General features: G+C 71.4%; 20 protein-coding genes and 1 tRNA gene. 12 read left to right on the top strand and 9 right to left on the bottom strand.

Annotated elements, in window-relative coordinates; all coding sequences use genetic code 11:
• Positions 1–207: 207 nt before the first annotated feature.
• The 8 genes from AB9M23_RS17335 to AB9M23_RS17300 form a co-directional block, all read right to left on the bottom strand.
• The gene (locus AB9M23_RS17335; RefSeq protein ID WP_372425834.1) at positions 208–1,446 is read right to left on the bottom strand and encodes an NAD(P)/FAD-dependent oxidoreductase; all 1,239 of its coding nucleotides are present in this window, start codon (positions 1,444–1,446) and stop codon (positions 208–210) included.
• 98 nt (positions 1,447–1,544) lie between these two features.
• Positions 1,545–1,994: a RidA family protein gene (locus AB9M23_RS17330; protein ID WP_372425833.1), complete on the bottom strand. Its 450-nt coding sequence runs from the start codon at positions 1,992–1,994 to the stop codon at positions 1,545–1,547.
• Complete coding sequence (locus tag AB9M23_RS17325; protein WP_372425832.1) at positions 1,991–2,452, bottom strand: acyl-CoA thioesterase; 462 nt, start codon at positions 2,450–2,452, stop codon at positions 1,991–1,993. The genes AB9M23_RS17330 and AB9M23_RS17325 overlap by 4 nt, the downstream gene beginning before the upstream one ends.
• Complete coding sequence (locus tag AB9M23_RS17320) at positions 2,449–4,080, bottom strand: benzoate-CoA ligase family protein (protein WP_372425831.1); 1,632 nt, start codon at positions 4,078–4,080, stop codon at positions 2,449–2,451. Before AB9M23_RS17320 ends, AB9M23_RS17325 begins: the two co-directional genes overlap by 4 nt.
• 310 nt (positions 4,081–4,390) lie before the next feature.
• A complete protein-coding gene (locus AB9M23_RS17315) occupies positions 4,391–5,551 on the bottom strand; it encodes an acyl-CoA dehydrogenase family protein (protein ID WP_372425830.1) in 1,161 nt (386 codons plus the stop codon).
• A 13-nt stretch (positions 5,552–5,564) separates the two neighbouring features.
• A complete protein-coding gene (locus tag AB9M23_RS17310; RefSeq protein ID WP_372425829.1) occupies positions 5,565–6,395 on the bottom strand; it encodes an enoyl-CoA hydratase family protein in 831 nt (276 codons plus the stop codon).
• On the bottom strand, positions 6,392–6,982 hold the full coding sequence (locus tag AB9M23_RS17305; protein ID WP_372425827.1) for a MarR family winged helix-turn-helix transcriptional regulator: 591 nt from the start codon (positions 6,980–6,982) through the stop codon (positions 6,392–6,394). The genes AB9M23_RS17310 and AB9M23_RS17305 overlap by 4 nt, the downstream gene beginning before the upstream one ends.
• On the bottom strand, positions 6,982–7,776 hold the full coding sequence (locus AB9M23_RS17300) for an SDR family NAD(P)-dependent oxidoreductase (RefSeq protein ID WP_372425826.1): 795 nt from the start codon (positions 7,774–7,776) through the stop codon (positions 6,982–6,984). The genes AB9M23_RS17305 and AB9M23_RS17300 overlap by 1 nt, the downstream gene beginning before the upstream one ends.
• Before the next feature lie 362 nt (positions 7,777–8,138).
• On the opposite strand from AB9M23_RS17300, the gene AB9M23_RS17295 reads away from it, so the two are divergent.
• The 6 genes from AB9M23_RS17295 (at position 8,139) to AB9M23_RS17270 (ending at position 13,569) form a co-directional block, all read left to right on the top strand.
• The gene (locus AB9M23_RS17295) at positions 8,139–9,320 is read left to right on the top strand and encodes an ABC transporter substrate-binding protein (RefSeq protein ID WP_372425825.1); all 1,182 of its coding nucleotides are present in this window, start codon (positions 8,139–8,141) and stop codon (positions 9,318–9,320) included.
• Positions 9,321–9,672: 352 nt separating this feature from the next.
• A complete protein-coding gene (locus AB9M23_RS17290; RefSeq protein WP_372425823.1) occupies positions 9,673–10,593 on the top strand; it encodes a branched-chain amino acid ABC transporter permease in 921 nt (306 codons plus the stop codon).
• A gap of 14 nt (positions 10,594–10,607) precedes the next feature.
• On the top strand, positions 10,608–11,630 hold the full coding sequence (locus AB9M23_RS17285; protein WP_372425822.1) for a branched-chain amino acid ABC transporter permease: 1,023 nt from the start codon (positions 10,608–10,610) through the stop codon (positions 11,628–11,630).
• Positions 11,627–12,376, top strand: coding sequence for an ABC transporter ATP-binding protein (locus tag AB9M23_RS17280; RefSeq protein ID WP_372425821.1), 750 nt, complete (start codon positions 11,627–11,629; stop codon positions 12,374–12,376). The genes AB9M23_RS17285 and AB9M23_RS17280 overlap by 4 nt, the downstream gene beginning before the upstream one ends.
• Positions 12,376–13,074: an ABC transporter ATP-binding protein gene (locus AB9M23_RS17275; protein ID WP_372425820.1), complete on the top strand. Its 699-nt coding sequence runs from the start codon at positions 12,376–12,378 to the stop codon at positions 13,072–13,074. The genes AB9M23_RS17280 and AB9M23_RS17275 overlap by 1 nt, the downstream gene beginning before the upstream one ends.
• Before the next feature lie 36 nt (positions 13,075–13,110).
• The gene (locus tag AB9M23_RS17270; RefSeq protein ID WP_372425819.1) at positions 13,111–13,569 is read left to right on the top strand and encodes a cupin domain-containing protein; all 459 of its coding nucleotides are present in this window, start codon (positions 13,111–13,113) and stop codon (positions 13,567–13,569) included.
• 141 nt (positions 13,570–13,710) lie between these two features.
• Here the strand turns inward: AB9M23_RS17270 and AB9M23_RS17265 are convergent.
• A tRNA-Ile gene (locus AB9M23_RS17265) sits at positions 13,711–13,786 on the bottom strand.
• Between the two features lie 387 nt (positions 13,787–14,173).
• Here AB9M23_RS17265 and AB9M23_RS17260 point away from each other — a divergent pair.
• From AB9M23_RS17260 to AB9M23_RS17235, 6 genes are all read left to right on the top strand, one after another.
• Positions 14,174–15,145 (top strand): SGNH/GDSL hydrolase family protein, encoded by a 972-nt coding sequence (locus tag AB9M23_RS17260; protein ID WP_372425818.1) that lies wholly within the window; start codon positions 14,174–14,176, stop codon positions 15,143–15,145.
• A gap of 250 nt (positions 15,146–15,395) precedes the next feature.
• On the top strand, positions 15,396–17,618 hold the full coding sequence (locus AB9M23_RS17255; RefSeq protein ID WP_372425817.1) for an iron-containing redox enzyme family protein: 2,223 nt from the start codon (positions 15,396–15,398) through the stop codon (positions 17,616–17,618).
• Positions 17,611–19,449, top strand: coding sequence for a carbamoyltransferase family protein (locus AB9M23_RS17250; protein WP_372425816.1), 1,839 nt, complete (start codon positions 17,611–17,613; stop codon positions 19,447–19,449). Before AB9M23_RS17255 ends, AB9M23_RS17250 begins: the two co-directional genes overlap by 8 nt.
• A 41-nt stretch (positions 19,450–19,490) precedes the next feature.
• Positions 19,491–19,670 (top strand): hypothetical protein, encoded by a 180-nt coding sequence (locus AB9M23_RS17245; RefSeq protein WP_372425815.1) that lies wholly within the window; start codon positions 19,491–19,493, stop codon positions 19,668–19,670.
• Between the two features lie 3 nt (positions 19,671–19,673).
• Positions 19,674–21,059 carry an aspartate aminotransferase family protein gene (locus AB9M23_RS17240; RefSeq protein ID WP_372425814.1) on the top strand — a complete coding sequence of 462 codons (1,386 nt, stop codon included), beginning with the start codon at positions 19,674–19,676 and terminating at the stop codon, positions 21,057–21,059.
• Positions 21,060–21,209: 150 nt separating this feature from the next.
• Positions 21,210–22,325 carry a hypothetical protein gene (locus AB9M23_RS17235; RefSeq protein WP_372425813.1) on the top strand — a complete coding sequence of 372 codons (1,116 nt, stop codon included), beginning with the start codon at positions 21,210–21,212 and terminating at the stop codon, positions 22,323–22,325.
• The last annotated feature ends 16 nt before the right edge of the window (positions 22,326–22,341 follow it).

The following is a 22,341-nucleotide window of genomic DNA, read 5'->3' as shown; positions in this document are numbered from 1 at the left end:
GGCGCGCGCTGCGCCGCGGCGGCGACGGGCGGCATGAATAACGATCGCGACCAAGTCGTCAAGCGCTCGAGCAAAGCTTAGAATTGCTGAAAAGAAGGAATATCCAGTTGAGAATGGCTCTAAAGTATAGAAATAAGACGCATCACCCTGTATTCACCAAGCATCGAAGTCCGCGCACGACGAGCATCGACCGGTCGATCGCCGCTGCTACCGTGCGAAACGGGAGATTCCATAGGGCTCCATGTCGATGCCTCCCGTGTCCCCGGACAGCAGCCCTGCGACGAGACGTCCCGTCGTCGCGGCCTGGGTGAGGCCGAGATGGCCGTGGCCGAAGGCGTAGATCACGCGCCCCTTGCCGGGCGACCAGCCGATCACCGGCAGGCCGTCGGGCGTCGAGGGGCGCTGGCCCATCCAGCGCGTGGCGCCCCGCGTGTCGAGGTCCGGCAGGTAGATCCGCGCGAGGCGCGCGAGCGCGTCCGCCCGGGCGAGACGGGCCGGCGCGTCGAGCCCGGCGAACTCCGCCGCGCCGCCGATCCGCAGGCCGATCGCCAGCGGCGTCGCGACGAACTTGCGCTCGGCGAAGACGAGCTGGCGCGAGAGCGTGACGGTGGGCTGCGGGATCGTGACGTTGTAGCCGCGCTCGGATTCGAGCAGCACGGGGTCCCCCACGCTCGCGGCGAGCCGCGACGACCATGCGCCCGCCGCGACGACGACGAGATCCGCGTCCCCCGCCGTCCCGTCGCCCAGCGTGATGGTGACCCGGTCGAGCTTCGGCTCGAGCGCGAGGGCCTCGGCCTCGTGGAAGGCGACGTCGCGGGCGCGCAGCCAGGCTTCGAGGCCGTCGACGATCCGGCGCGGGTCGGCGACGACGCCCCAGGCGGGATCGAACACCGCGCGCGCGATCCGCGGGGAGAGCGCCGGCTCCATGGCGCGGGCCTCGTCCCTGCTCAGGACCTCGTACGGGAACCCGTGCGACGCCCGTCGCTCCCAGTCCGCCCGCTCGGCCTCGAAGCCGGCCCCGCTCTCGTAGACCGTCAGCGCGCCCTCGCGGCGCAGGTCGCGCGAGAGGCCGATGTCGCCGAGGAGCGGGACGAGGTCGTCGTAGACGCACCGCATCAGCGCCGCGTTCGCCGCGCTGATGCGCGCGATCTCGGCGGGCGTTCCGCTCGCCAGGAAGCGCCGCAACCACGGCAGCAGCCGAAGCGCATGGCCCGGGCGTATCGACAGCGGCCCCAGCGGATCGACGAGCCAGCGCGGGACGCGTTTCCAGATCCCGGGCGATGCGGCCGGGGCGATCTCGCTCACCGCGAGGCCGCCGGCATTGCCCGACGAGGCGCGATCCCCGGCGAGCGCGCGCTCGACGACCCGCACCGCGTGCCCGTCCCGGACGAGCGCGCGGGCGCAAGCCAGGCCGACGACGCCGGCGCCGATGACGACGATACGCACGTGACGATCCTCGGGCGCGCCTACGGGGGGATGCGCGCGATCCGGGAGGGAGCGTGAGCCCCGCGGACGCGCCTGTCAAATGCCGCCGCGGCTCCCGATCAGGCGGGAACGACGGCGGTCGCCTCGATCTCCACGAGGGCGGCGGGCTCGACGAGGCGGACCACCTGCACGAGCGCCATGGCCGGATAGTGCGCGCCGACCACCTCGCGATAGGCACGCCCGAGGTCGCGCTGGCAGGCGAGATAGGCGTCGACGTCGGTGACGTACCAGGTCAGCCGAACGAGGTCGCGCGGCGCGGCGCCGCCCTCGGCGAGAATCGCGACGATGCTCTCGAGGGCGAGCCGCGTCTGCGCCACGAAGCCCTCCGGGAAGCGGCCCTCGGCGTCCCAGCCGACGACGCCGCCCGTGACGACGAGGGTGCCCCGCGCCGCCATGCCGTTGGAATAGCCCTTGGGCGCCGGCCAGCCCGGCGGCTGGAGGACGCGCGCGCGTCCATCCTGGCCGCCCTCGTCACCCTCGCCCATCAGGCGCTCGCGCAGGCCGGTCATCGGCATCTCTCCTCGTAGGCGGCGAGCGCCGCGCGCAGGTCGTCGGGCAGGCGTATCGCCTCGTGGGCGTTCAGGTCCGTCGTCACGATGACGAGCCGCGCCGCGATCACCGGCTCGTCCCCGCGGTAGCCGGGAACCATCAGCCCCAGCGACGCGCCGCCGATCCGCTCGACGAGCACGGCGAAGTCGACGACGTCGCCCATCATGCCCGGCTTCAGGTAGTCCGCGTGCGCCTGCCCGTAGCCGAGGCCGAGCCTCCGGTCGCGAATGAGGGCGTGGTAGTCGAGCCCCAGGGCGGCGCCGAAGAAGTCCTCGATCACGCCGTTGATCATGTCGAACCAGCGGGCGAAGTACACGATTCCCGCCGGGTCGCAATGGGCGAAGCGGATCTTCACCGGCGCGACGTGGACGCCGGCGCCGAGGCGCGCGCGGTCGGGAGGCGTGATGCGGGCGCTCATCGAACGGCCTCCTCGCTCGCCTGCCGGCGCAGGGCGAAGCGCTGGAGCTTGCCGGTCTGCGTCTTCGGCAGAGCCTCGACGAACACGATCGAGCGCGGGTACTTGTAGGGCGCGATCTCGGACTTCACGTGCTCCTGCAGCAGCTTGCCCGTAGCGGCATCGGCGCTCTCGCCCTCGCGCAGCACGACGTAGGCGCGCACGATCATGCCGCGCTCCTCGTCCGGCACGCCGACGACGCCGCATTCGGCGACCGCGGGATGGGTGAGGAGCGCCGCCTCGACCTCGGGACCGGCGATGTTGTAGCCCGAGGAGACGATCATGTCGTCCGAGCGCGCCTGGTACCAGAAGTAGCCGTCCTCGTCCATCAGGTAGGTGTCGCCGGTGACGTTCCAGCCGTTCTCGACGTACTTCGCCTGCCGCGGATCGGCGAGGTAGCGGCAGCCGGTCGGCCCACGCACCGCGAGGCGCCCGACGCTGCCGGGCGGGAGGTCGTTCCCCTCCGGGTCGAGGATCTTGGCCTCGTAGCCGGGCACCGGCCGCCCCGTGGCACCGGGGCGGATCTCCTCCTCGGGCGAGGCGATGAAGATGTGCAGCATCTCGGTGGCACCGATGCCGTCCATCAGCTTCAGGCCCGTCGCCTCGTGCCAGGCGTCGAAGGTCGCCTTGGGCAGCGGCTCGCCGGCGGAGACGCATCTGCGCAGGCACGAGACGTCGAACTCGGAAAGCCGCGGCAGCATCGCGCGGTAGGCGGTGGGCGCGGTGAAGACGACGCTGACCCGATGCTCGGCGATGGCCGGAAGCAGCTCGTTCGGCCCGGCCTTCTCGAGCAGCACGGTGGAGGCGCCGATCGCCAACGGGAACAGCACGATGCCGCCGAGCCCGAAGGTGAAGGCGAGCGGCGGCGAGCCGATGAAGCGGTCGTCCGGCTCGGCGCGCAGCACGTTCCTGCCGTAGGCGTCGCAGATCGCGAGCAGGTCGCGGTGGAAGTGCATGGTCCCCTTGGGCTCGCCCGTCGTGCCCGAGGTGAAGCCGAAGAGGCAGACGTCGTCGGCGGCGGTGTCCACCGCCTCGAACTCCGGCGAGGCGTCCTCGATCAGCGCCTCCAGCCCGGACGCGTCGTGCGTGCCCCAGTAGACCACCCGCTGCAGGCAATCGCACAGCGGCTCGGCCCTGCGCATCTCCTCGGCGAGGCCCGCGTCGCACAGAGCGAGGGCGATCTTCGCCTTCTCGATCGGATAGGCGATCTCGCGGGCGCGCAGCAGCGGCATGGTCGCGACGACGACGCCGCCCGCCTTGAGCACCGCGAGATAGCAGGCGACCATCATCGGGTTGTTGGCCGAGCGCAGCAGCACGCGCCCGCCGGGCACGAGGCCGAGTTGCTTCGTCAACACGTTGGCGATTCGGTTCACCCGGTCCTGGAGCTGCGCATAGCTCAGGCTCTCGCCCGGCGCGACGATGCAGGAGCGATCCCCCCGCCCCTCGCGCACGTGCACGTCCAGGAATGCGTCGACGCAGTTGAGCCGCTCGGGGTAACACAGCTCCGGGCGCGAGAAGACGAAGTCCGGCCACGTCTCCCGCGGCGGGAGGTTGTCGCGCGCGTACGTGTCCTGGTGGGCGCTGGGGGTCATGCGCGTCTCCGGGCTGGCAGGTCGGACAATGGGGCGCGTTTCGCGTCACCCCGGAGGCCGAAGGCGATGAGGGCTCCGAACCCTTCTCCTTCCCTGTAGGGGAAGGAGGATCGGCGAAGCCGAGACGGATGGGGCGCGGCGAGCAGCGACGCGTTCCGCGAAGCGGAAACCGTGGTGTCCGGTGCGCGCGGGGCATTTCGGCTGCGCCGAACGCGCGTCCCGCGCGCCCCATCCGTCACGCCGCCTGCGGCGGCGCGCCACCTTCCCCTACAGGGAAGGAGAGAGCCGGCATGCGCGTCGAGGACGCGTCTCATCCCCCCGCCCCCTTCAGCGTCTCGCGGGCGATGACGATCTTCTGGACCTCGGTGGCGCCCTCGTAGATTCGCAGCGCCCGGATCTCGCGGTAGAGCGCCTCGACGGGGACGCCCTTCGTCACGCCCAGCCCGCCGAAGATCTGCACGGCCTTGTCGATCACGGATTGCGCACTCTCGGTGGCGACCATCTTCGCCATCGCCGCCTCCCGGGTGACGCGCGGGGCGCCCATGTCCTTGGTCCAGGCGGCGCGGTAGACGAGGAGCGCGGACGTGTCGACGTCGGTCGCCATCTCGGCGAGCGCGGCCTGCGTGAGCGGCAGCTCGCCCATCGGCGCGCCGAAGAGATGGCGCGTGCGCGCCCGCTCCAGCGCCTCGTCGAGCGCGCGGCGGGCGAAGCCCAGCGCGGCCGCTCCCACCGTCGAGCGGAAGACGTCGAGGGTCGCCATCGCCACCTTGAAGCCCGCGCCGGGCGCGCCGATGCGATGCGCGAGCGGCACGCGGCAGCCCTCGAAGCGCAGGCGCGCCAGCGGGTGGGGCGCGATCACGTCGATGCGCTCCGCGACCGTGAGCCCCGGATTGTCCGCCTCGACGAGGAAGGCCGAGAGGCCCCGCGCGCCGGGCGCCTCGCCGGTGCGGGCGAAGACGACGTAGTGGTCGGCGATGCCGCCGTTCGAGATCCAGGTCTTCTCCCCGTCGAGGATCGCCTCGCCGCCCTCGATCCGCGCCGCGGTGGCGAGCGCCGCGACGTCCGACCCGGCCTCCGGCTCGGAGAGCGCGAAGGCCGCGATGCGCTCGCCGCGCACCACGCCGGGCAGGATGCGGCGCTTGAGGTCGTCCGATCCGAACAGGGTCACGGGGCCGGTGCCGAGCCCCTGCATGGCGAAGGCGAAATCGGCGAGCCCGTCCCGGTAGGCCAGCGTCTCGCGGGCGAGGCACAGCGTGCGGACGTCGTAGGTGTCGCCCTGCCCGCCATGGGCCTCGGGCGCCACGGCGCGCAGCCAGCCGGCTTCGCCGAGTCGGCGCACCAGGGTGCGGCAGGCCGCGTCGACATCGTCGTGCGAAACGCGAAGATCGGCCGCGAAGTCCCTCAGCCGGCTCGCGAAGTCGCGGTGCCGATCCTCGAAGAACGGCCAGTGGAGAAAGCTCCCGTCGGGCATCGCCGCCGCCTCCTCAATCGCCGCCGAAGACGGGTTTCGCCTTCTGCGCGAAAGCTTCGAAAGCCCGACGGAAGTCGTTGGTCGTCATGCACAAAGCCTGCGCGACGGCCTCGGCCTCGATCGCCTCCTCCACCGACATCGCCCATTCCATGGCGAGCATCCGCTTCGTCATCGTGTTGGCGTAGGTCGGCCCCGCGACGATCTCGGCCGCGAGCGCGCGGGCCTCCTCGAGCACCGGCCCCTCGCAGACGCGCGAGAAGAACCCCCAGCGCTCGCCTTCCTCGGCGCGCATGAAGCGGCCGGTGTAGAGCAGCTCGGAGGCGCGGCCCTGGCCGACGAGGCGGGGCAGGATCGCGCACGCGCCCATGTCGCAGCCGGCGAGCCCGACCTTGTTGAACAGGAAGGCGACCTTCGCGGAGGGGGCCGCGAGGCGGATGTCGCTCGCCATGGCGACGATGGCGCCGGCCCCGGCGCAGATCCCCTCCACCGCCGCGATCACCGGCTGCGGGCAGGCGCGCATCTCGCGCACGAGCTCGCCGGTCATCCGGGTGAAGGCGGTCAGGTCCTTCGTCCCCATCTCGGTGAGCGGCTCGATGATCTCGAACACGTCGCCGCCCGAGGAGAAGTTGCCGCCCGCCCCGGCGATCACCACCGCGTGGACGGTCTCGTCCTTCTTGAGCGCGGCGAAGAGATCGGTCAGCTCCCGGTAGCTCTCGAAGGTGAGCGGGTTCTTCTTGTGCGGCCGGTTCAGCGTCACGGTGGCGACGCCGTCCGACACGTCGAGCAGGAAATGCGCCGGCGCGTAGGACGCGACCGGGATCGTGACCGCATTGGCGGGGTTCATCGCGGGCCTCCCGTGCCGGCGTTGCTGTTCGTGCGCGCCTCCTCCGTGCGCGCTCGTGCATTCGCGTCGATGGCCGTGCGCGTCGAGGCCTTCACCTTGCCGAGCAGGCCCATCAGCGCTTCGCTCTCGCCCGCGTCGAGGCCGCCGAGCATCTCGGCGATCCAGGCCTCGTGCTCCACCGCCATGGCGCGGAAGGCGGCGCGGCCCTCCTCCGTGAGGCGGATCACCTGCGCGCGCCGGTCGGTCTGCGAGACGCGCCGGTCGACGTGGCCGCTCTCGACGAGCCGCTCGACGAGGCCCGTGACGTTGCCGTTCGAGACCATCATGCGCTTGGAGACGTCCGACAGCGTCATTCCGTCGGGCGCGCGGACGAGCTGCGCCATCAGGTCGAAGCGCGGCAGCGTCACGTCGAAGCGCTCGCGCAGGCGCCGACGCACCTCGCCCTCGATCATGGTCGAGAGCGTGAGCAGGCGCAGCCACAGCCGCAGTTCGGCCGCGTGCTCGGCGGGCGCCTCGAGCGCCTTGGCCTCGTGGTCCAGCGGCACCGGCTCCGGCGCAGTCTCGTCGACGGATACGCGATCGTGCATCACACCTCGCCCCCCGCGACCGCGATCGCCTGGCCGGTGACCGAGGCGGCGGCCTCGCCGCACAGCCAGGAGACCGCGTCGGCGACTTCCTCGGGGCGGACGAGCCGCCCCTGCGGGTTGTGCTTCGTCAGCTCGCCCATCGCCTCTTCCGGCGTGCGGCCGGTCTTTGCGACGATCCGCTCGACGCTGTGCGCCACGATGTCCGTGTCGGTGAAGCCGGGGCAGACGGCGTTGACCGTCACGCCCTTGCGCGCCGTCTCCAGCGCCAGCGCGCGCACCAGGCCGAGCGTCGCGTGCTTCGCCGCGACGTAGGCCGAGACGTAGGGGTAGCCCTTCAGCGACGCGGTGGAGGCCACCGCCACGATGCGCCCGAAGCCGCGCTCGACCATCGCCGGCAGCACGGCGCGGGCGGCGTAGACGACGCTCGTGAAGTTCATGTCCAGCATGCGCCGGAGCATCTCGTTCGAGGTCGCCTGGAAGGGCGCCGTCTCGGCGGCGCCGGCGTTGCAGATCATCAAGTCGATCGGCCCCGCGCGCTCCGCCGCCTCGCCGAGCGCGTGCACGACCGCCTCCTCGATCGTCACGTCCGCCGTCACCGCATGGCGCGCGGCGCGGGCGGCGATCGTGCGCTCGAGCGCGGCCATGTCGCGCCCGAGCACGGTGACCTCGGCGCCGGCCTCGGACAGCGCCCGAGCGATCGCGAGGCCGATCCCGCGCCCGCCGCCGGTGACGAGCGCGTGGCGACCGGCGAGCCGTCCCTTCTGCGCGCTGCGGTGGCGCGGTGCGGTGTCCATGGCGCTCCCTCCTCGTCCCGCCCCCCGCGAAGATGCGTCCGGGCTCTTGTGGTTTGCGCGCGGCTTGTTTTAAGCTTCAAATATCAGGCCGGAACGAGGGCCGCGTCAAGCGGGGTTCGGGAGGGTCTGGCGACGGGCGTTGCGGGGGGCCGGAAAAGGCGCTTTGCGGACGCGTCCCGTCGCGTACAGTGCCCGGGAGCATCGTCCCACCAAGTGGAATCCGGTTGGTGGACAGGACGATGCTCCAAAGAGGAACAGCTGGAGCGGCCGACCCGATCTCATCGGGTCGCAAGACGCTCCGGCGGCATCAACGAGCGCGGCAAAACGCGCGGGGAACAGCCAGAAACGGGAGTACAGCTTTCATGACGCGCATTTCCAAGCATCTCGGCCTCGCGGCGCTCGGGCTCCTCGCCACGACCGCGCTCACGCATGCGCAGGGCGCCGACCCGGTGAAGGTCGGCATCATCGTCACGCTCTCGGGCCCCGCCGCCTCGCTCGGCGAGCAGGCCCGAGACGGCTTCCAGCTCGCGGTCGAGCAGCTCGGCGGCGAGCTCGGCGGCGTGCCGGTCGAGGTCGTCGTGGTCGACGACGAGCAGAAGCCGGACGTCGCGCTCACCCGCGTCAACGGGCTGATCGAGCGCGAGAACGTCGACGTCGTCGTCGGGCCGATCTTCTCCAACATTCTCCAGGCGATCCACAAGCCGGTGATGGACGCGGACAGGATCCTGATCAGCCCCAACGCCGGGCCGTCGTCCTACGCGGGCGCCGAGTGCCACCCGAACTTCTTCGTCACCTCCTACCAGAACGACCAGGTCCACGAGGTGATGGGCCGCGTCGCGCAGGACCGCGGCTACGAGCGCGTCTTCATCTTGGTGCCGAACTACCAGGCCGGGCGCGATTCGGCGGCGGGCTTCAAGCGCCATTTCGAGGGCGAGATCGTCGACGAGGTCTACACCCAGCTCGGCCAGCTCGACTTCTCCGCCGAGCTCGCCCGCATCGCGGCGATGCAGCCCGACGCTGTGTTCACCTTCATGCCCGGCGGCATGGGCGTGAACCTGGTGCGCCAGTACAACCAGGCCGGCATGAAGGACCGCATCCCCTTCCTCTCGGCCTTCACGGTGGACGAGTCGACGCTGCCCGCGCAGCAGGACGCGGCGCTCGGCATGTTCGGCGCGATGACCTGGGCGCCGGACATGGACACCCCCGGCAACGCCGAGTTCGTCGACGCCTACATCGCGAAGTTCGGCAGCGTCCCGGGCTCCTACGCCATGCAGGCCTTCGACACCGCGATGCTGCTCGATTCGGCCATCGAGGCCGCCGGCGGCACCGGCGACCAGGATGCGCTGCTCGCGGCGATCAAGGCGGCGGACTTCCAGTCGCTGCGCGGCGACTTCGCCTTCAACAACAACCAGTACCCGATCCAGGACTTCTACCTCGTGGAGGTCGCCCAGCGCGAGGACGGCATGTTCCAGACGCAGATCATCGAGCAGGTCTTCGACGACTACGGCGACGTCTACGCCTCCGAGTGCCAGATGGGCGGCTGAGGCGGCCGTCGTCACCATCGTCGCGGTTCCTCGGACGCCGGCAGGCTTTCGACGGAACCGCGACGGAGTTCCCCTCTCCCAAGGTCTTCAGTCTCTTGGAGAGGGGCTAGGGGTGTGGGGCGTCGGGTGAAGAGCGATCGGCCGCCGCCGGCGCCACCGATCGGCATCTACGATCGCGCCCTATCCTGCACGCCCCACACCCCCGGCCCCTCTCCACGAGGGAGAGGGGAGAGCCGGCATCGGCGTCTCGCATGCCGTTGCCAGGGATCGCGGGTGGACCCCACCCCTCGCTCGCTTCGCGAGCATTCCCCTCCCCCGCACGGAGGGACAGACGCGAGGGCGAAATCGCGCCATGTACACCACGCTCATCCTGGTCCAGACCCTCAACGGCCTGCAGTTCGGGATCATCCTGTTCCTGATCGCGGCGGGGCTCACGCTCGTCTTCGGGGTGATGGACTTCATCAACCTCGCCCACGGCGTGCAGTACATGATCGGGGCGTACTTCGCCTTCGCCTTCACGACCTGGACAGGCAATTTCGGGCTGGGCCTGCTGCTCGCCCTGCCCGCCGCGCTCGTCTTCGGTCTCCTGCTCGAGGCCGTGGTCTTCCGGCACCTCTACGACAAGGATCACCTCGAGCAGGTGCTCGCCACCTTCGGCATCATCCTGTTCCTGAACCAGGGTGTGAAGGTGATCTGGGGCTCCTCGCCTCTCTTCGTGCCGGTGCCGGAGTTCCTGCAGGGCTCGATCCAGCTCATGGACGGCTTCTTCTACCCGGTCTACCGCCTCGCCATCATCGGCGCGGGCCTCGCGGTCGCGGCGCTCCTCTACGTGCTCGTGAACTACACCCGCGCCGGGATGCTGGTGCGCGCCGGTGCGACCAACGCCAAGATGGTCGCGGCGCTCGGCGTCGACATCCGCCGGCTGTTCATGATCGTGTTCGGCTTCGGCGCGATGCTCGCGGGCTTCGCCGGGGCGATGGTGGCGCCGATCCTCTCGGTCGAGCCGGGCATGGGCGACAACCTGCTCATCCTCGCCTTCGTCGTCATCGTCATCGGCGGCATCGGCTCGGTGCGCGGCGCGTTCCTGGCCGCGCTGATCATCGGCCTCGTCGACACGCTGGGGCGCACCTTCGCCGGCGACGTGCTGCGGCTGTTCCTCGACCCGGGCGCGGCCTCGACGGTCGGCCGGGCGGTGGCGCCGATGCTGATCTACATCCTCATGGCCGCGGTCCTGTTCTTCCGCCCCGCCGGCCTCTTCCCGGTCAAGCGCTGAAGGGGCCCGCGCCGATGCTCGACACCGCCTCCCCCGCCGCGACTGCGCCCGCGACGCCCCCGCCGGCGGCGGGCGGGTCCGCCGCCTCCGCCGCCCCGCGCCCGCGGCTCTGGCGCCGCGAGGCGCTGGCGCTCGCGCTGTTCGCCTTCTTCGCCCTCGCCCCCGCCCTCGCGCAGGTCGGCGCGGAGGGCTACCTCCTGTCCCTCGTCATCCGCGCGATGATCTTCGCCATCGCCGCGCTCTCGCTCGACCTGATTCTCGGCTACGGCGCGCTGGTCTCCTTCGGCCACGCCGCCTTCGTGGGGATCGGCTGCTACGCGGTCGGCATCCTGATGGCGCACGCGGTGCCGGATCTCTTCGTCCAGCTCCTCGTGACGCTTCTGGCGAGCGCGCTCTTCGCCTTCGTCACGGGGGCGATCTCGCTGCGCACGAAGGGCGTCTACTTCATCATGATCACGCTCGCCTTCGGGCAGATGGTCTACTTCCTCACGACCTCGCTCGCGCCCTACGGCGGCGACGACGGCCTCACCCTCCCCTCGCGCAGCACGGTGCTGGGCACCGACGTGCTCGAGAACGACACGGTGTTCTACTACCTCGTGCTCGCTTGCCTCGTCGGCGTCTACGCGCTCTTGCGCGCCATCGTCGGCTCGCGCTTCGGGCGCGTGCTGCGCGGCACGAAGGAGAACCCCGTGCGCATGCAGGCGATCGGCTACGACCCCTACCGCTACCAGCTCGTCGCCTACGTCATCGCCGGCATGATCGCGGGCCTCTCGGGCTTCCTGCTGGCGAACCAGCTCGAGTTCGTCTCACCCGCCTTCATCTCCTGGCAGCGCTCGGGCGAGCTCATCATCATGGTCGTGCTCGGCGGCATGGGCACGCTGGTGGGGCCGATCGTCGGCGCGATGTCCTTCCTCTTCCTCGAGGAGATCCTCGCGCGCATCACGCAGGACTGGAAGCTGATCTTCGGCCCGCTCCTCGTCCTCGTCGCGCTGTTCGCGCGCGGCGGCATCCTCGGCTTCTTCAGGAGGGCGAAATGAGCGCGATCCTGGAGCTGAAGAACCTGCGCAAGAACTACGGCGCGCTCGCCGTCACCGACGACGTCTCGCTCGCGGTCGAGACCGGCGAGCTGCACGCGATCATCGGCCCCAACGGCGCCGGCAAGACCACCCTCATCCATCAGATCTCCGGCCTCGCCCCCTCCGATTCGGGCGCGATCCTGTTCGACGGGCGCGACGTCACCCGCGCGCCGATGCACGAGCGGGTGCGCGCCGGCCTCGCGCGCTCGTTCCAGATCACCTCGATCCTGCCGGGCTTCACCGCCCGCGAGAACGTCGCCACCGCCGTGCAGGCGCGCTCGGGCTCCTCGTTCCGCTTCTTCGGGGACCCCTCGCGCGAGCGCGTGCTCGACGACGAGGCGATGGACGCGCTCGCCACGGTGGGTCTGGCGGACCGCGCCGACATGGTCGCCGGGCAGATGTCGCACGGCGAGAAGCGCCAGCTCGAGCTCGCGATCGCGCTCGCCACGCGCCCCAAGCTGCTGCTGCTCGACGAGCCGCTCGCCGGCACCGGCCGCGAGGAGAGCGAGCGCGTCGTCGAGACGCTGCTGGGGCTGAAGTCCCGCTACACGATCGTGCTGATCGAGCACGACATGGAGGCCGTTTTCGCGCTGGCCGACCGTGTGAGCGTGCTCGTCTACGGTCGCGTCATCGCCACCGGCGCGCCCGATGCGGTGCGCGCCGACCCCGCGGTGCGCGAGGCCTATCTCGGCGAGGAGGCCGCCTGATGCTGTCCGTGCGCCATCTCGAATCGAGCTACGGCCCGGCCCAGGTCCTGTTCGACATCTCCTTCGACGTCGGCGAGGGCGAGGTCGTGACGCTGCTCGGCCGCAACGGCATGGGCAAGACCACCACGGTCAATTCCATCCTCGGCCTCGTGCGCCCCAAGGGCGGCGAGATCGCCTTCGAGGGCCGCCCGATCCGGGGGCTGCCCTCCTACGAGGTCGCGCAGTGCGGCATCGGCCTCGTGCCCGAGGGCCGGCAGATCTTCCCGACGCTCACCGTCGAGGAGAACCTCGTCGCCACCGCCGCGACGCGCTTCGGCACCCCGCGCTGGACGCTCGCGCGCGTCTACGCGCTCTTCCCGCGGCTCCAGGAGCGGCGCCGCAACCTCGGCTCACAGCTCTCGGGTGGCGAGCAGCAGATGCTCGCCATCGGGCGTGCCTTGATGACGAACCCCAAGCTCGTCATCCTCGACGAGGCGACCGAGGGGCTCGCGCCCCTCATCCGCACGGAGATCTGGGACTGCCTCGCCCGCCTCAAGGCGGAGGGTCAGGCCATCCTCGTCATCGACAAGAACGTCGACGCGCTGATCCCGCTCGCGGACCGGCACGTCGTCGTCGAGAAGGGCCGCGTCGCCTGGATGGGCACGAGCGCGGACCTGAAGGCGGATGCCAGCGTGAAGGACCGCTTCCTCCACGTCTGACGGACGACGACGAACAACCGAAGGGGAGCCGTCACCATGCGTACCGAAGAGATCGCCGGGATCACGCCCGGCGGAGAAGGCTTCGAGGGCGTTCGCCTGAACATCCTCGGCCAGGTCTACGTGCCCAAGAGCGTCACCGAGCAGTGCTTCTCCTGGCACGCGACGTTCCCCGTCGGCACGTTCGTCCCGCCGCACATCCACCCGACGCAGGACGAGTACATCTACATGCTCGAGGGCCGCTTCGACCTGATGCTCGGCGAGGAGGAGGTGGTGGCGCACGCGGGCGACCTGATCCGCATGCCCAAGGGCATGCCCCACGGCATCTTCAACAAGACCGACCAGCCGGTGAAGTGCCTGTTCTGGGTGACGCCCACCCGCAAGCTCTACGACCTGTTCTGGGGCATCCACTCCATGGCCGAGCAGGAGCCCGGCGCGGTCGTCGCCCTCTCCGCCCGCCACGAGGTCGAGTTCCTCCCCCCGCCTCCCGGCGCCTGAGGGGCGGCGGCCCGGCGGCGCGGCGGCGATGCCGTCGCGCCCCACGCCCCGCGACCGATCCCGCCGGAGGCCATCTGCGCTCGCGGTGATGGCACGGACACCGATGCCTCCCGTGGGCCGCCTGCGACTGCCGAGGCGGGATGGTGGGCCCGGCAGGACTCGAACCTGCAACTAGACCGTTATGAGCGGCCGGCTCTAACCATTGAGCTACGGGCCCCCGATGGGGGGATGCGCCCGAGATGTACTGCACGCGCCGCGCTCCGTCACCCCCTTCCCGCGCCGGATCGAAGCCGCCGCCACCGGCTGCGGCGCGTCGCCACGCCTCGGCGGTGACGGTGCGGAAATGCCAATCGAGCCGTGCAATCCGCCTCCGCCCGACCCGGATTTGCGGGTGGGGCGGCCCCAGGCGGCGGGCGAAAGCCGATCAGCGCCCGGTTCTGCACGGCCGGGTTGAAACACGTATAAACAAAAGCGTGCAGGAGATAACGAAAACATCTCTTGATTACAACGATCGCCGGTGGTATGGAACCCGCCCCGCCGATGCAGCGGGTTGAACAACGCGGTGGGGAGGACGATGTCGGCGATCGCGGACCTTACGCCACAAATGGCTGACTACGCTGGAGATTTTGCCGATTCCGGCAACATCAACTGGCTTCCCTACGTGATGTACTTCCATCCGTTCGGGTATCGCTCGGACACGGTCTCCACCGACGGCAGCGGCTTCCGCTACACCGAGGCGCGCAACCGGCGCTATTCGGTCGCGGACCTCGGCGGGATGGACGCCGTGCGCGTGATCGCGGGCTCCTCGACCGTGTTCGGCATCGGCGCGAGCCGCGACCGGCACACCCTGGCGGCCCGTCTCACCGAGAACGACCCGCGCCCCGAGGCGTGGGTCAACTTCGGCGGGCGCAGCTTCAACTCGACGCAGGAGCTGGTGCTGTTCACGCTGAACAAGCACCGCCTGCCGAAGGTCGAGGAGATCGTGCTGCTCTCGGGCTTCAACGACCTGGGCCTCGCGCGGCTGCCGGCGCGCATGCGCGGCGAGCACGGCGCCTTCTTCATGTGCCGCGACTTCTTCGACGCCATGTCGAAGAAGACGCCCTCGACCTTCACCTCCTGGCTGCGCGGGCGCGGCGAGCAGGAGGAGGACGAGGCGCCGCCGACCATGGCCGCGCAGATCGACTACGCGGCCGGCCTGACGCTGCGCCATCTCGACGCCTGGCGCGCGCTCGCCGCCGACATGGGCGCGCGGCTCACCTACGTGCTCCAGCCGCTGGCGAACTGGGTGCGCACGACGGGCTCGCGCGAGGAGGAGGCGCTCTTCGCCGAGCTCGAGCGGCGCGGCTCCTTCACGGAGACGTACGGCGACATCCTCGCCGCCGACACCCACCGAACCTACGCGGAGCGCCTGCGCGCCGGTGCCGAAGGCATGGGCGTGCGCTTCGTGGATCTCGCGCCGGTGATCGCCGCAGAAGCGGCACCGGACCGCTGGCTGTTCGTCGACCGCATCCACTTCACGGACGACGGACACGATTTCGTCGCGAAGCTGATGCTTCGCACGCTCAACGGAGGATAACGACCATGAAGACCATTCTCTCCTTCTTCGCCCGTCTCTTCGGCCGCAAGCAGGCCAAGAAGAAGGACGCGTCGATCTACCCGATGTTCTGAGCGCCGATGTTCCGAGCGCCGATGTCCTGAGCGCAGCGCGCTCGGCACCGTCCCTCACCGCAGGACGAGAGATCCCGCGCGCCATGACGCGCGCGGGAGACGGCCCCGCACGCCCGGCGTGCGGGCGCATCCACCGATCATGCTGGAGCGAGAGCGCGATGTGGCGTCACGTCTACCGTTGGGCGATCAACCCGGAAGTCTTCCTCGACGCGGCCAACCTGCGCGACCTCGTGCGCCAGGCGGGCCTCGCCGGCCCCGAGGGCGAGGCGGCCTTCGCCACGCCCTCGGCGGGCGACCTCGACGCCGCGCGCGCGCGGCTCGACGAGGCCGTCGAGGGGGCGCGCGCCTCGCTCGCGGGGCTCGTCGGTTCGGCGCGCTCGCAGGAGGCCGGTGCGCAGGTGGCCGGCGCGCAGGACGCCGGGCGGCGCGTCGAGGAGACGCTGATCGGGCAGTCCGCCCCCTTCGCGTCGGCGCTCGGCGCCTGGCTCCAGGGGCTCTCGGCGCCCGGCGTCTTCGAGGACGAGACGCACCTCGAGATCCTGGCGCTGCTCGCCGACGACGTCGGCGTCGGCCGCCCGGAGGCGTCGCGCGCCGACGCCTTCCGTCTCCTCGCGCGGCGCGCCGGCCTGCCGGACGTCGCGGGCGGCCCGCGCGACCTCGTCGCCGTGCGCGAGATCCAGGACGTGGCCTTCCGCTTTCCCGCGGTGCTGTTCGCGCTCTCGCGGCGCTCGGACGCCTTCGCGCCGGAGCTCGCGGGCATCGACCTCGCCCTACGCACGATGGGCGTCGCGCCGGCCTTCCAGGCGCTCGCCGCCCTGCGCGAAATGCCCGAGCTGCCGCAGCTCGATCTCGCGCGCGCGCTCACGGACGAGGCGCTGCCGAAGGGCCTGACGCCGCTCTCGCTCTCGCTCCGCATCGCCGCGCGCTACGACGATCTCGAGGCCGCACGACGGGTGGCCGAGGGCTTCGCCTGGGGCGCGCGCGGCATCCTCGGCGCGGCGCGCGAGATCGAGGAGCTCGCCGCGACCGCCGTCGATCCGCGGCTCGCCATGGCGCTGCTCGTGCGGGAGCGCGCCCGCGAGGCCGCGGTCTACCATCAGACCTACAAGCTCGAGGGCAAGACGCTCGACGCCTGGTTCAAGGAGGCCGAGGGCGACCCGCTGCCTCTCGTGGACGCGCTCGCCCGCTCGAAGCTCGTGCGACCGAGCGACCCGGATCGCTCGGCGCTGATCGGCACGCTGATCCGCCCGAACGGCCCGATGTTCCGCATCTTCCGCGCCGAGGACGTGGCGGTGATCCGCCGCTGGATCGCGAGCCTCGCCGAGCCGCGTGCCGCGGACGCGGCCGAGGCGCCGGCGCGGCTGCCGCTCGACGTGCTCGCGCCGCGGCGCGGGCCGATCTCGGCGGGCGATGCCGCGCTCGGCGCGGTCCCGGCGACGATCCGCGACGCCTACCACCTGCTCCAGGGCCGTGCGCTCGCCCCGCGCACCCGCGCGTTCGCGCTGGACTACGCCCGGTTCTGGCTCGACGCCGCGCGCCGCTCGATCGACGCGACGGAGCGCTCGCTGCCGGCGGACTGGTCGCCGGGGCGCGTGCGCGCCTGGCTCCTCGACTCGCACGACAAGAACGCGAGCAATTTCGAGCAGCACCGCGAGGACACGATGCCGACCCGCGAGGACGTGATCCGGGAGACGCTCCAGCTCGCGCCGCTGACGCTGATCGACGGCGCATGGCTGCAGGGCTTCACCGAGACCTCGCTCGCCGCGACCCGCGTCGGCTTCCCGCTGTTCGAGACCTACTGGGACGAGCTCGGCAACGGCGACTGGGAGATCAACCACCCCAAGATCTACCGCGAGGTGCTCGCGGCGATGGACATCCGCCTGCCGCCGACCGGCTCCCGGGCCTTCGCGGACAGCCCGCTGCTGGAGGACGCGTCGTTCCGGCTGCCGGTCTACTGGCTGTGCCTCGGCAAGTTCCCGACGACGCTGCGGCCCGAGATCCTCGGCATGAACCTCGCCATGGAGCTCTCGGGCGTGGGTGGGGCCTACCGCTCGGCGCGGCGCTTCCTGAAGCACTACGGCTTCCCGACGCTGTTCGTCGACCTTCACAACACGATCGACAACGTCTCGACCGGGCACTCCGCCTGGGCGGCCGACGCGATCGACGCCTACATGCTCGCGGTCGGCGAGATGGACGACCCCGAGCCCCATTGGGAGCGCGTGCGCGCCGGCTACGAGTCTCTCGCGCCGATCGTCAAGCGTCCCGCCGAGCTCGACTACTTCCGCAAGGGCGCGCCGGCCGCCGCCGGCACGCCGAGCGCCTTCGAGCTCCTGCACCACGCGCCCGTCCGGGCGCCCGCCCGCGAGGCCGAACATGCGTGACCAAGGCAAGCACTCGGGCTATCACCTCGGCATCTCCGCCTACTACCACGACAGCGCCGCCGCCCTCGTGCGCGACGGCGTGCCCGTCGCCGCGGCGCAGGAGGAGCGCTTCACCCGGCGCCGCCACGATTCGAGCTTCCCCGCGAACGCGGTACGCTTCTGCCTGACGGAGGCGGGAATCTCCCTGTCGGATCTCGCCTCGGTGACCTATTACGAGCGCCCCGACATCAAGTTCCGCCGCACGCTGTCCTCCTTCGCGAGCGCGGGCCCGCGTGCGATCGGCGCCTTCGGGCGCATCGCGCCGGACTGGTTCGGCTGGAAGCGCGACGCGCTCTCCGTGGTCGACGGCGAGCTGGGCAAGCTCGGGCTCGGCGCCGCGCCGAAGGCGCGCGCCGTCGAGCACCACCGCTCGCACGCGGCCTCCGCCTTCTACCCCTCCCCCTTCGAGAGCGCGGCCGTGCTGTGCATCGACGGCGTCGGCGAGTGGCACACGACGACGATCTGGCACGGCAAGGGGAGCGCGCTCGAGCTCGTCAACTCGGTCGCCTACCCGCACTCGCTCGGGCTGCTCTACTCGGCCTTCACCTCCTTCTGCGGCTTCAAGGTCGATTCCGGCGAGTACAAGCTCATGGGCCTCGCGCCCTACGGCGAGCCGCGCTACGCCGACCTGATCCGCCGCGAGATCATCGACCTGCGCGCGGACGGCTCCTTCACGCTGGACCTCGACAAGTTCGAGTTCCTGCGCGGCGAGCGGATGATCGGCGAGGCCTTCGCGAGGGTGTTCGGCGGCCCCGCGCGCGATCCCGAGAGCAAGCTCACGCAGCGCGAGTGCGACATCGCCGCCTCGATCCAGGCCGTCACCGACGAGGCCGTGCTCGGGCTCGCCCGCGCCGCGAAGGAGATGACCGGCGAGGACGCGCTGTGCATGGCCGGCGGCGTCGCGCTCAATTGCGTCTCGAACGGGCACGTCTCGCGCTCGGGCCTGTTCTCGCGGCTGTGGGTCCAGCCCGCGGCGGGCGACGCCGGCTGCGCGCTCGGCGCCGCGCTCGACACGGCGATCACCGGCACCGGCCGGCGCGTGCCCGCGCAGCCCGATGCGATGAAGGGCGCCTATCTCGGGCCGGACTTCTCCGACGAGGAGATCGTCGCCTATCTCGAGGAGGCGGGGCACGCCCACCAGCGGATGCCGGAGCAGGACCTGCTCGACGCCGTCTCCCGGCACCTGGAGCAGGGCGCGGTCGTCGGCTGGTTCCAGGGCCGCATGGAGTTCGGCCCGCGTGCGCTCGGCGCCCGCTCGATCCTGGGCGATCCGCGCAACACCGAGATGCAGCGCACGATGAACCTCAAGATCAAGTACCGCGAGAGCTTCCGCCCCTTCGCGCCCTCCGTGCTGGAGGAGGACGCGGCGGAGTACTTCGAGGTGCGCGAGGAGAGCCCCTACATGCTCGTCGTCTCGCCGGTGGCGGAGGCGATCCGCGTCGGGCCGACGCCGCGGCGCTCGCTCGGCGCCATCAACGAGGTGCGCTCGACGCTCCCGTCGATCACCCACGTCGACCTCTCGGCGCGGGTGCAGACGGTGACGGAGGCGCGCTCGCCCCGCTACGCGCGGCTGCTGCGCCGCTTCAAAGCGCTCACCGGTTGCCCGGTTCTCGTCAACACGTCCTTCAACGTGCGCGGCGAGCCGATCGTCTGCACGCCGCAGGAGGCGTACCGCTGCTTCATGCGCACCGAGATGGACGTGCTCGTGCTCGGCTCGTGCCTCCTCGTGAAGGCCGAGCAGGCGCCGCTCGCCGAGGACGTCGACTGGCGCGCGGAGATCCCGCTCGACTGAGCCGGCCGACGCCACACACCCTCCAACCGGGGCCGAACACCATGCGCCAGGCGCTGTGCATCCTCCTCTACGTCTTCGTGCTCCTCCCGATCTGGGCGGTGCGCCGGATCACCGGCGGCTCGCGGTTCGGGCGGCGCTTCCACGCCGCGCCGTCGGCCTGGGATCGTCCGGTCGTGCGGGTCGCGACCGTGCCGGCCTCCCCCCGCGCGAAGGGGCGCTGAGCCATGTCGTCGACGATCTACAAGACGCTCGCCTCGACCCCGATCGAGGTCGTCGGCGGCGAGGGCGCCTGGCTCCACGGGGCGGGCGGAGAGCGCATCCTCGACACCTGCGGGGGCGTGTGCGTCTCGAGCCTCGGCCATCGCCACCCCGGCATGATCGAGGCGATGCGCGCCGGCGCCGGGGAGGTCGCCTGGGCGCATGCGGGCAGCTTCACCTGCGCCGCCGCGGAGGAGCTCGCCGACTTCCTCGTCGCGCGCTCCGGCGGGCTCGCCAAGGTGCAGTTCCTCTCCGGCGGATCTGAGGCGATGGAACTCGCGCTCAAGGTCGCCTACCAGTACCATTGCGAGCGCGGCGAGCCGGAGCGCAGCGTCTTCGTCGCGCGCCGGCAGGGCTATCACGGCTCGACGCTCGGCACGCTCGCGATCTCCGGCAACCGGGACCGACGCTCGGTCTTCGAGCCGCTGCTGATGCGCACGGAATTCGTCTCGCCCTGCTACGCCTATCGCGGCAAGGCGCCGGGCGAGAGCGACGCGGATTACGCCGCCCGCCTCGCCGACGAGCTCGACGAAGCCATGCGCGCCATCGGCCCGGGCCGCGTCGCCGGCTTCCTGGCGGAGCCGGTCGTCGGCTCCACCAACGGCGCGGTGCCCGCCGTGCCGGGCTACTTCGAGGCGGTGCGGCGGGTCTGCGACCGGCACGGCGCTCTGCTGATCCTCGACGACGTGATGTCCGGCATGGGCCGCTCGGGCCCGCTCTACTCGCATCTCGAGGACGGGATCGTCCCGGACATCGTGGCGGTCGGCAAGGGCCTCGCCGCCGGCTACCAGCCGATCTCCGGCTACCTCCTCGCGCAGCACGTCTTCGACGCGATCCGCGACGGCTCGGGCGTGCTGCGCAACGGGCAGACGCACGTCAACCACCCCTTCGCCTGCGCGGTCGCGCTCGCGGCGCAGCGGATCATCGAGGAGGAGGACCTCCTCCCGATCGCCGCCGCGCACGGCCGCCGGATGCGCGCGCTGCTGGAGGAGACCTTCGCGAACCACCCCTTCGTCGGCGACGTGCGCGGGCGCGGGCTCTTCCTCGGCGTCGAGCTCGTGGCGGACCGGGAGACGCGCGAGCCGCTGGACGGCGGCGGCGCGCTCGTCGCCGAGCTCAAGCGCCGGGCACTCGCCCGCGAGCTGCTGATCTACCCGGGTTCCGGCACGGCGGACGGGGTGCGGGGCAACCACGTGCTCTTCGCCCCGCCCTTCGTCGCGACCCCCGACGAGATTTCGGAGATGGTCTCCCGTTTCGCCGAGGTGCTCGCCGACGCGCGCCCCGCGCTCGAGGCCGCCGCCCGCGCACCCGCGCACGCTCGAGGGCGCGCACCACGGGGCGGGACGCCGTAGACCGTCATGGACCCGACGGAGCCGACATGCTATCGAAAACTGCATCACGCCGATGACGCCCCTCTCACCGTGCGGTAGCGGATCGAAGTGACCCGGCACCACCGAGAGGCGAAGGGGCGCCCGAGACGCAGAGAAAACGAGGAAACGTCCATGTCGACCGTGTCCGACCTCGCCGCCGCGCACTCCGCGGTGGCCCCTTCGCCGGCGCCGTCCTCCGCCCGCGGGCCGCTCGTCCAGGTCCACAACGAGTGGGACCCGCTCGAGGAGATGATCGTCGGCATCGCCGACGGCGCGCGCGTGCCCCGGGCCGATCCCGGCCTCTACGCCGTCGACTACGCCGAACGCCACGCCGACGCCTCGGAGATCCCGTCGGGCCCCTACGAGGACCGGGTGATCGCCGAGGCGAACGAGGACCTCGCGCGCTTCGCCGAGACCCTCGAAGCCCACGGCGTCGTCGTGCGCCGGCCGCAGCCGACCGACCACGCCGCCGGCTTCGGCGCGCCCGGGTGGACGACGGACGGCGAATACAACTATTGCCCTCGCGACGTGCTGCTGCCGATCGGGGACATGATCATCGAGGCGCCGATGATCCTGCGCTCGCGCTACTTCGAGCCCTTCGCCTACCGCCACCTGCTGGCGGAGTACGTCGAGAGCGGCGCGCGCTGGATCTCGGCGCCCAAGCCGCAGTTGCCCGACGGGACCTGGACCGCGCGCCCCGGCGAAGGCCCGATCATCGCCGAGTTCGAGCCGCTCTTCGACGCGGCCAACGTCCTGCGGGTGGGGCGCGACATCCTCTTCCAGATCTCCCGCAGCGGCAATCGCCTCGGGCTCGCCTGGCTGCGCGCCGTGCTCGGGCCGCGGTACCGCGTGCACGCGGTCGAGGGCGTCTACGACGGCACCCACATCGACACCTCGATCACCCTGGTGCGCCCCGGCCTCGTGGCGCTCAGCGCGGAGCGCGTGAGCCCGGACGAGGTGCCGGCTATCTTCGCGCGATGGGACAAGATCTGGGTCGAGGACATGGTGGACACCGGCTACGCCTGGTCCTACCCCCGCGCCTCGATCTGGCAGGGCATGAACTTCGTGATGATCAACCCCGGGCTCGCGGTCGTGAACGAGCTCCAGCGCCCGCTCATCGGCCAGCTCGAGGCGCACGGCGTCGGCGTCGTGCCGCTGCCGATGCGTCAGGCGCGCACGCTCTCGGGGGGCTTCCACTGCGTCTCGGTGGACATCCGTCGACGCGGCACGCTCGAGGACTACACCTGACCCGTGGCGCCAGGCA

It is taken from the genome of Salinarimonas chemoclinalis (assembly GCF_041514305.1).
In the GTDB taxonomy this organism is placed as follows: Bacteria; Pseudomonadota; Alphaproteobacteria; order Rhizobiales; family Beijerinckiaceae; genus Salinarimonas; species Salinarimonas chemoclinalis.
This window is presented reverse-complemented; position numbering and strand designations above follow the sequence as displayed.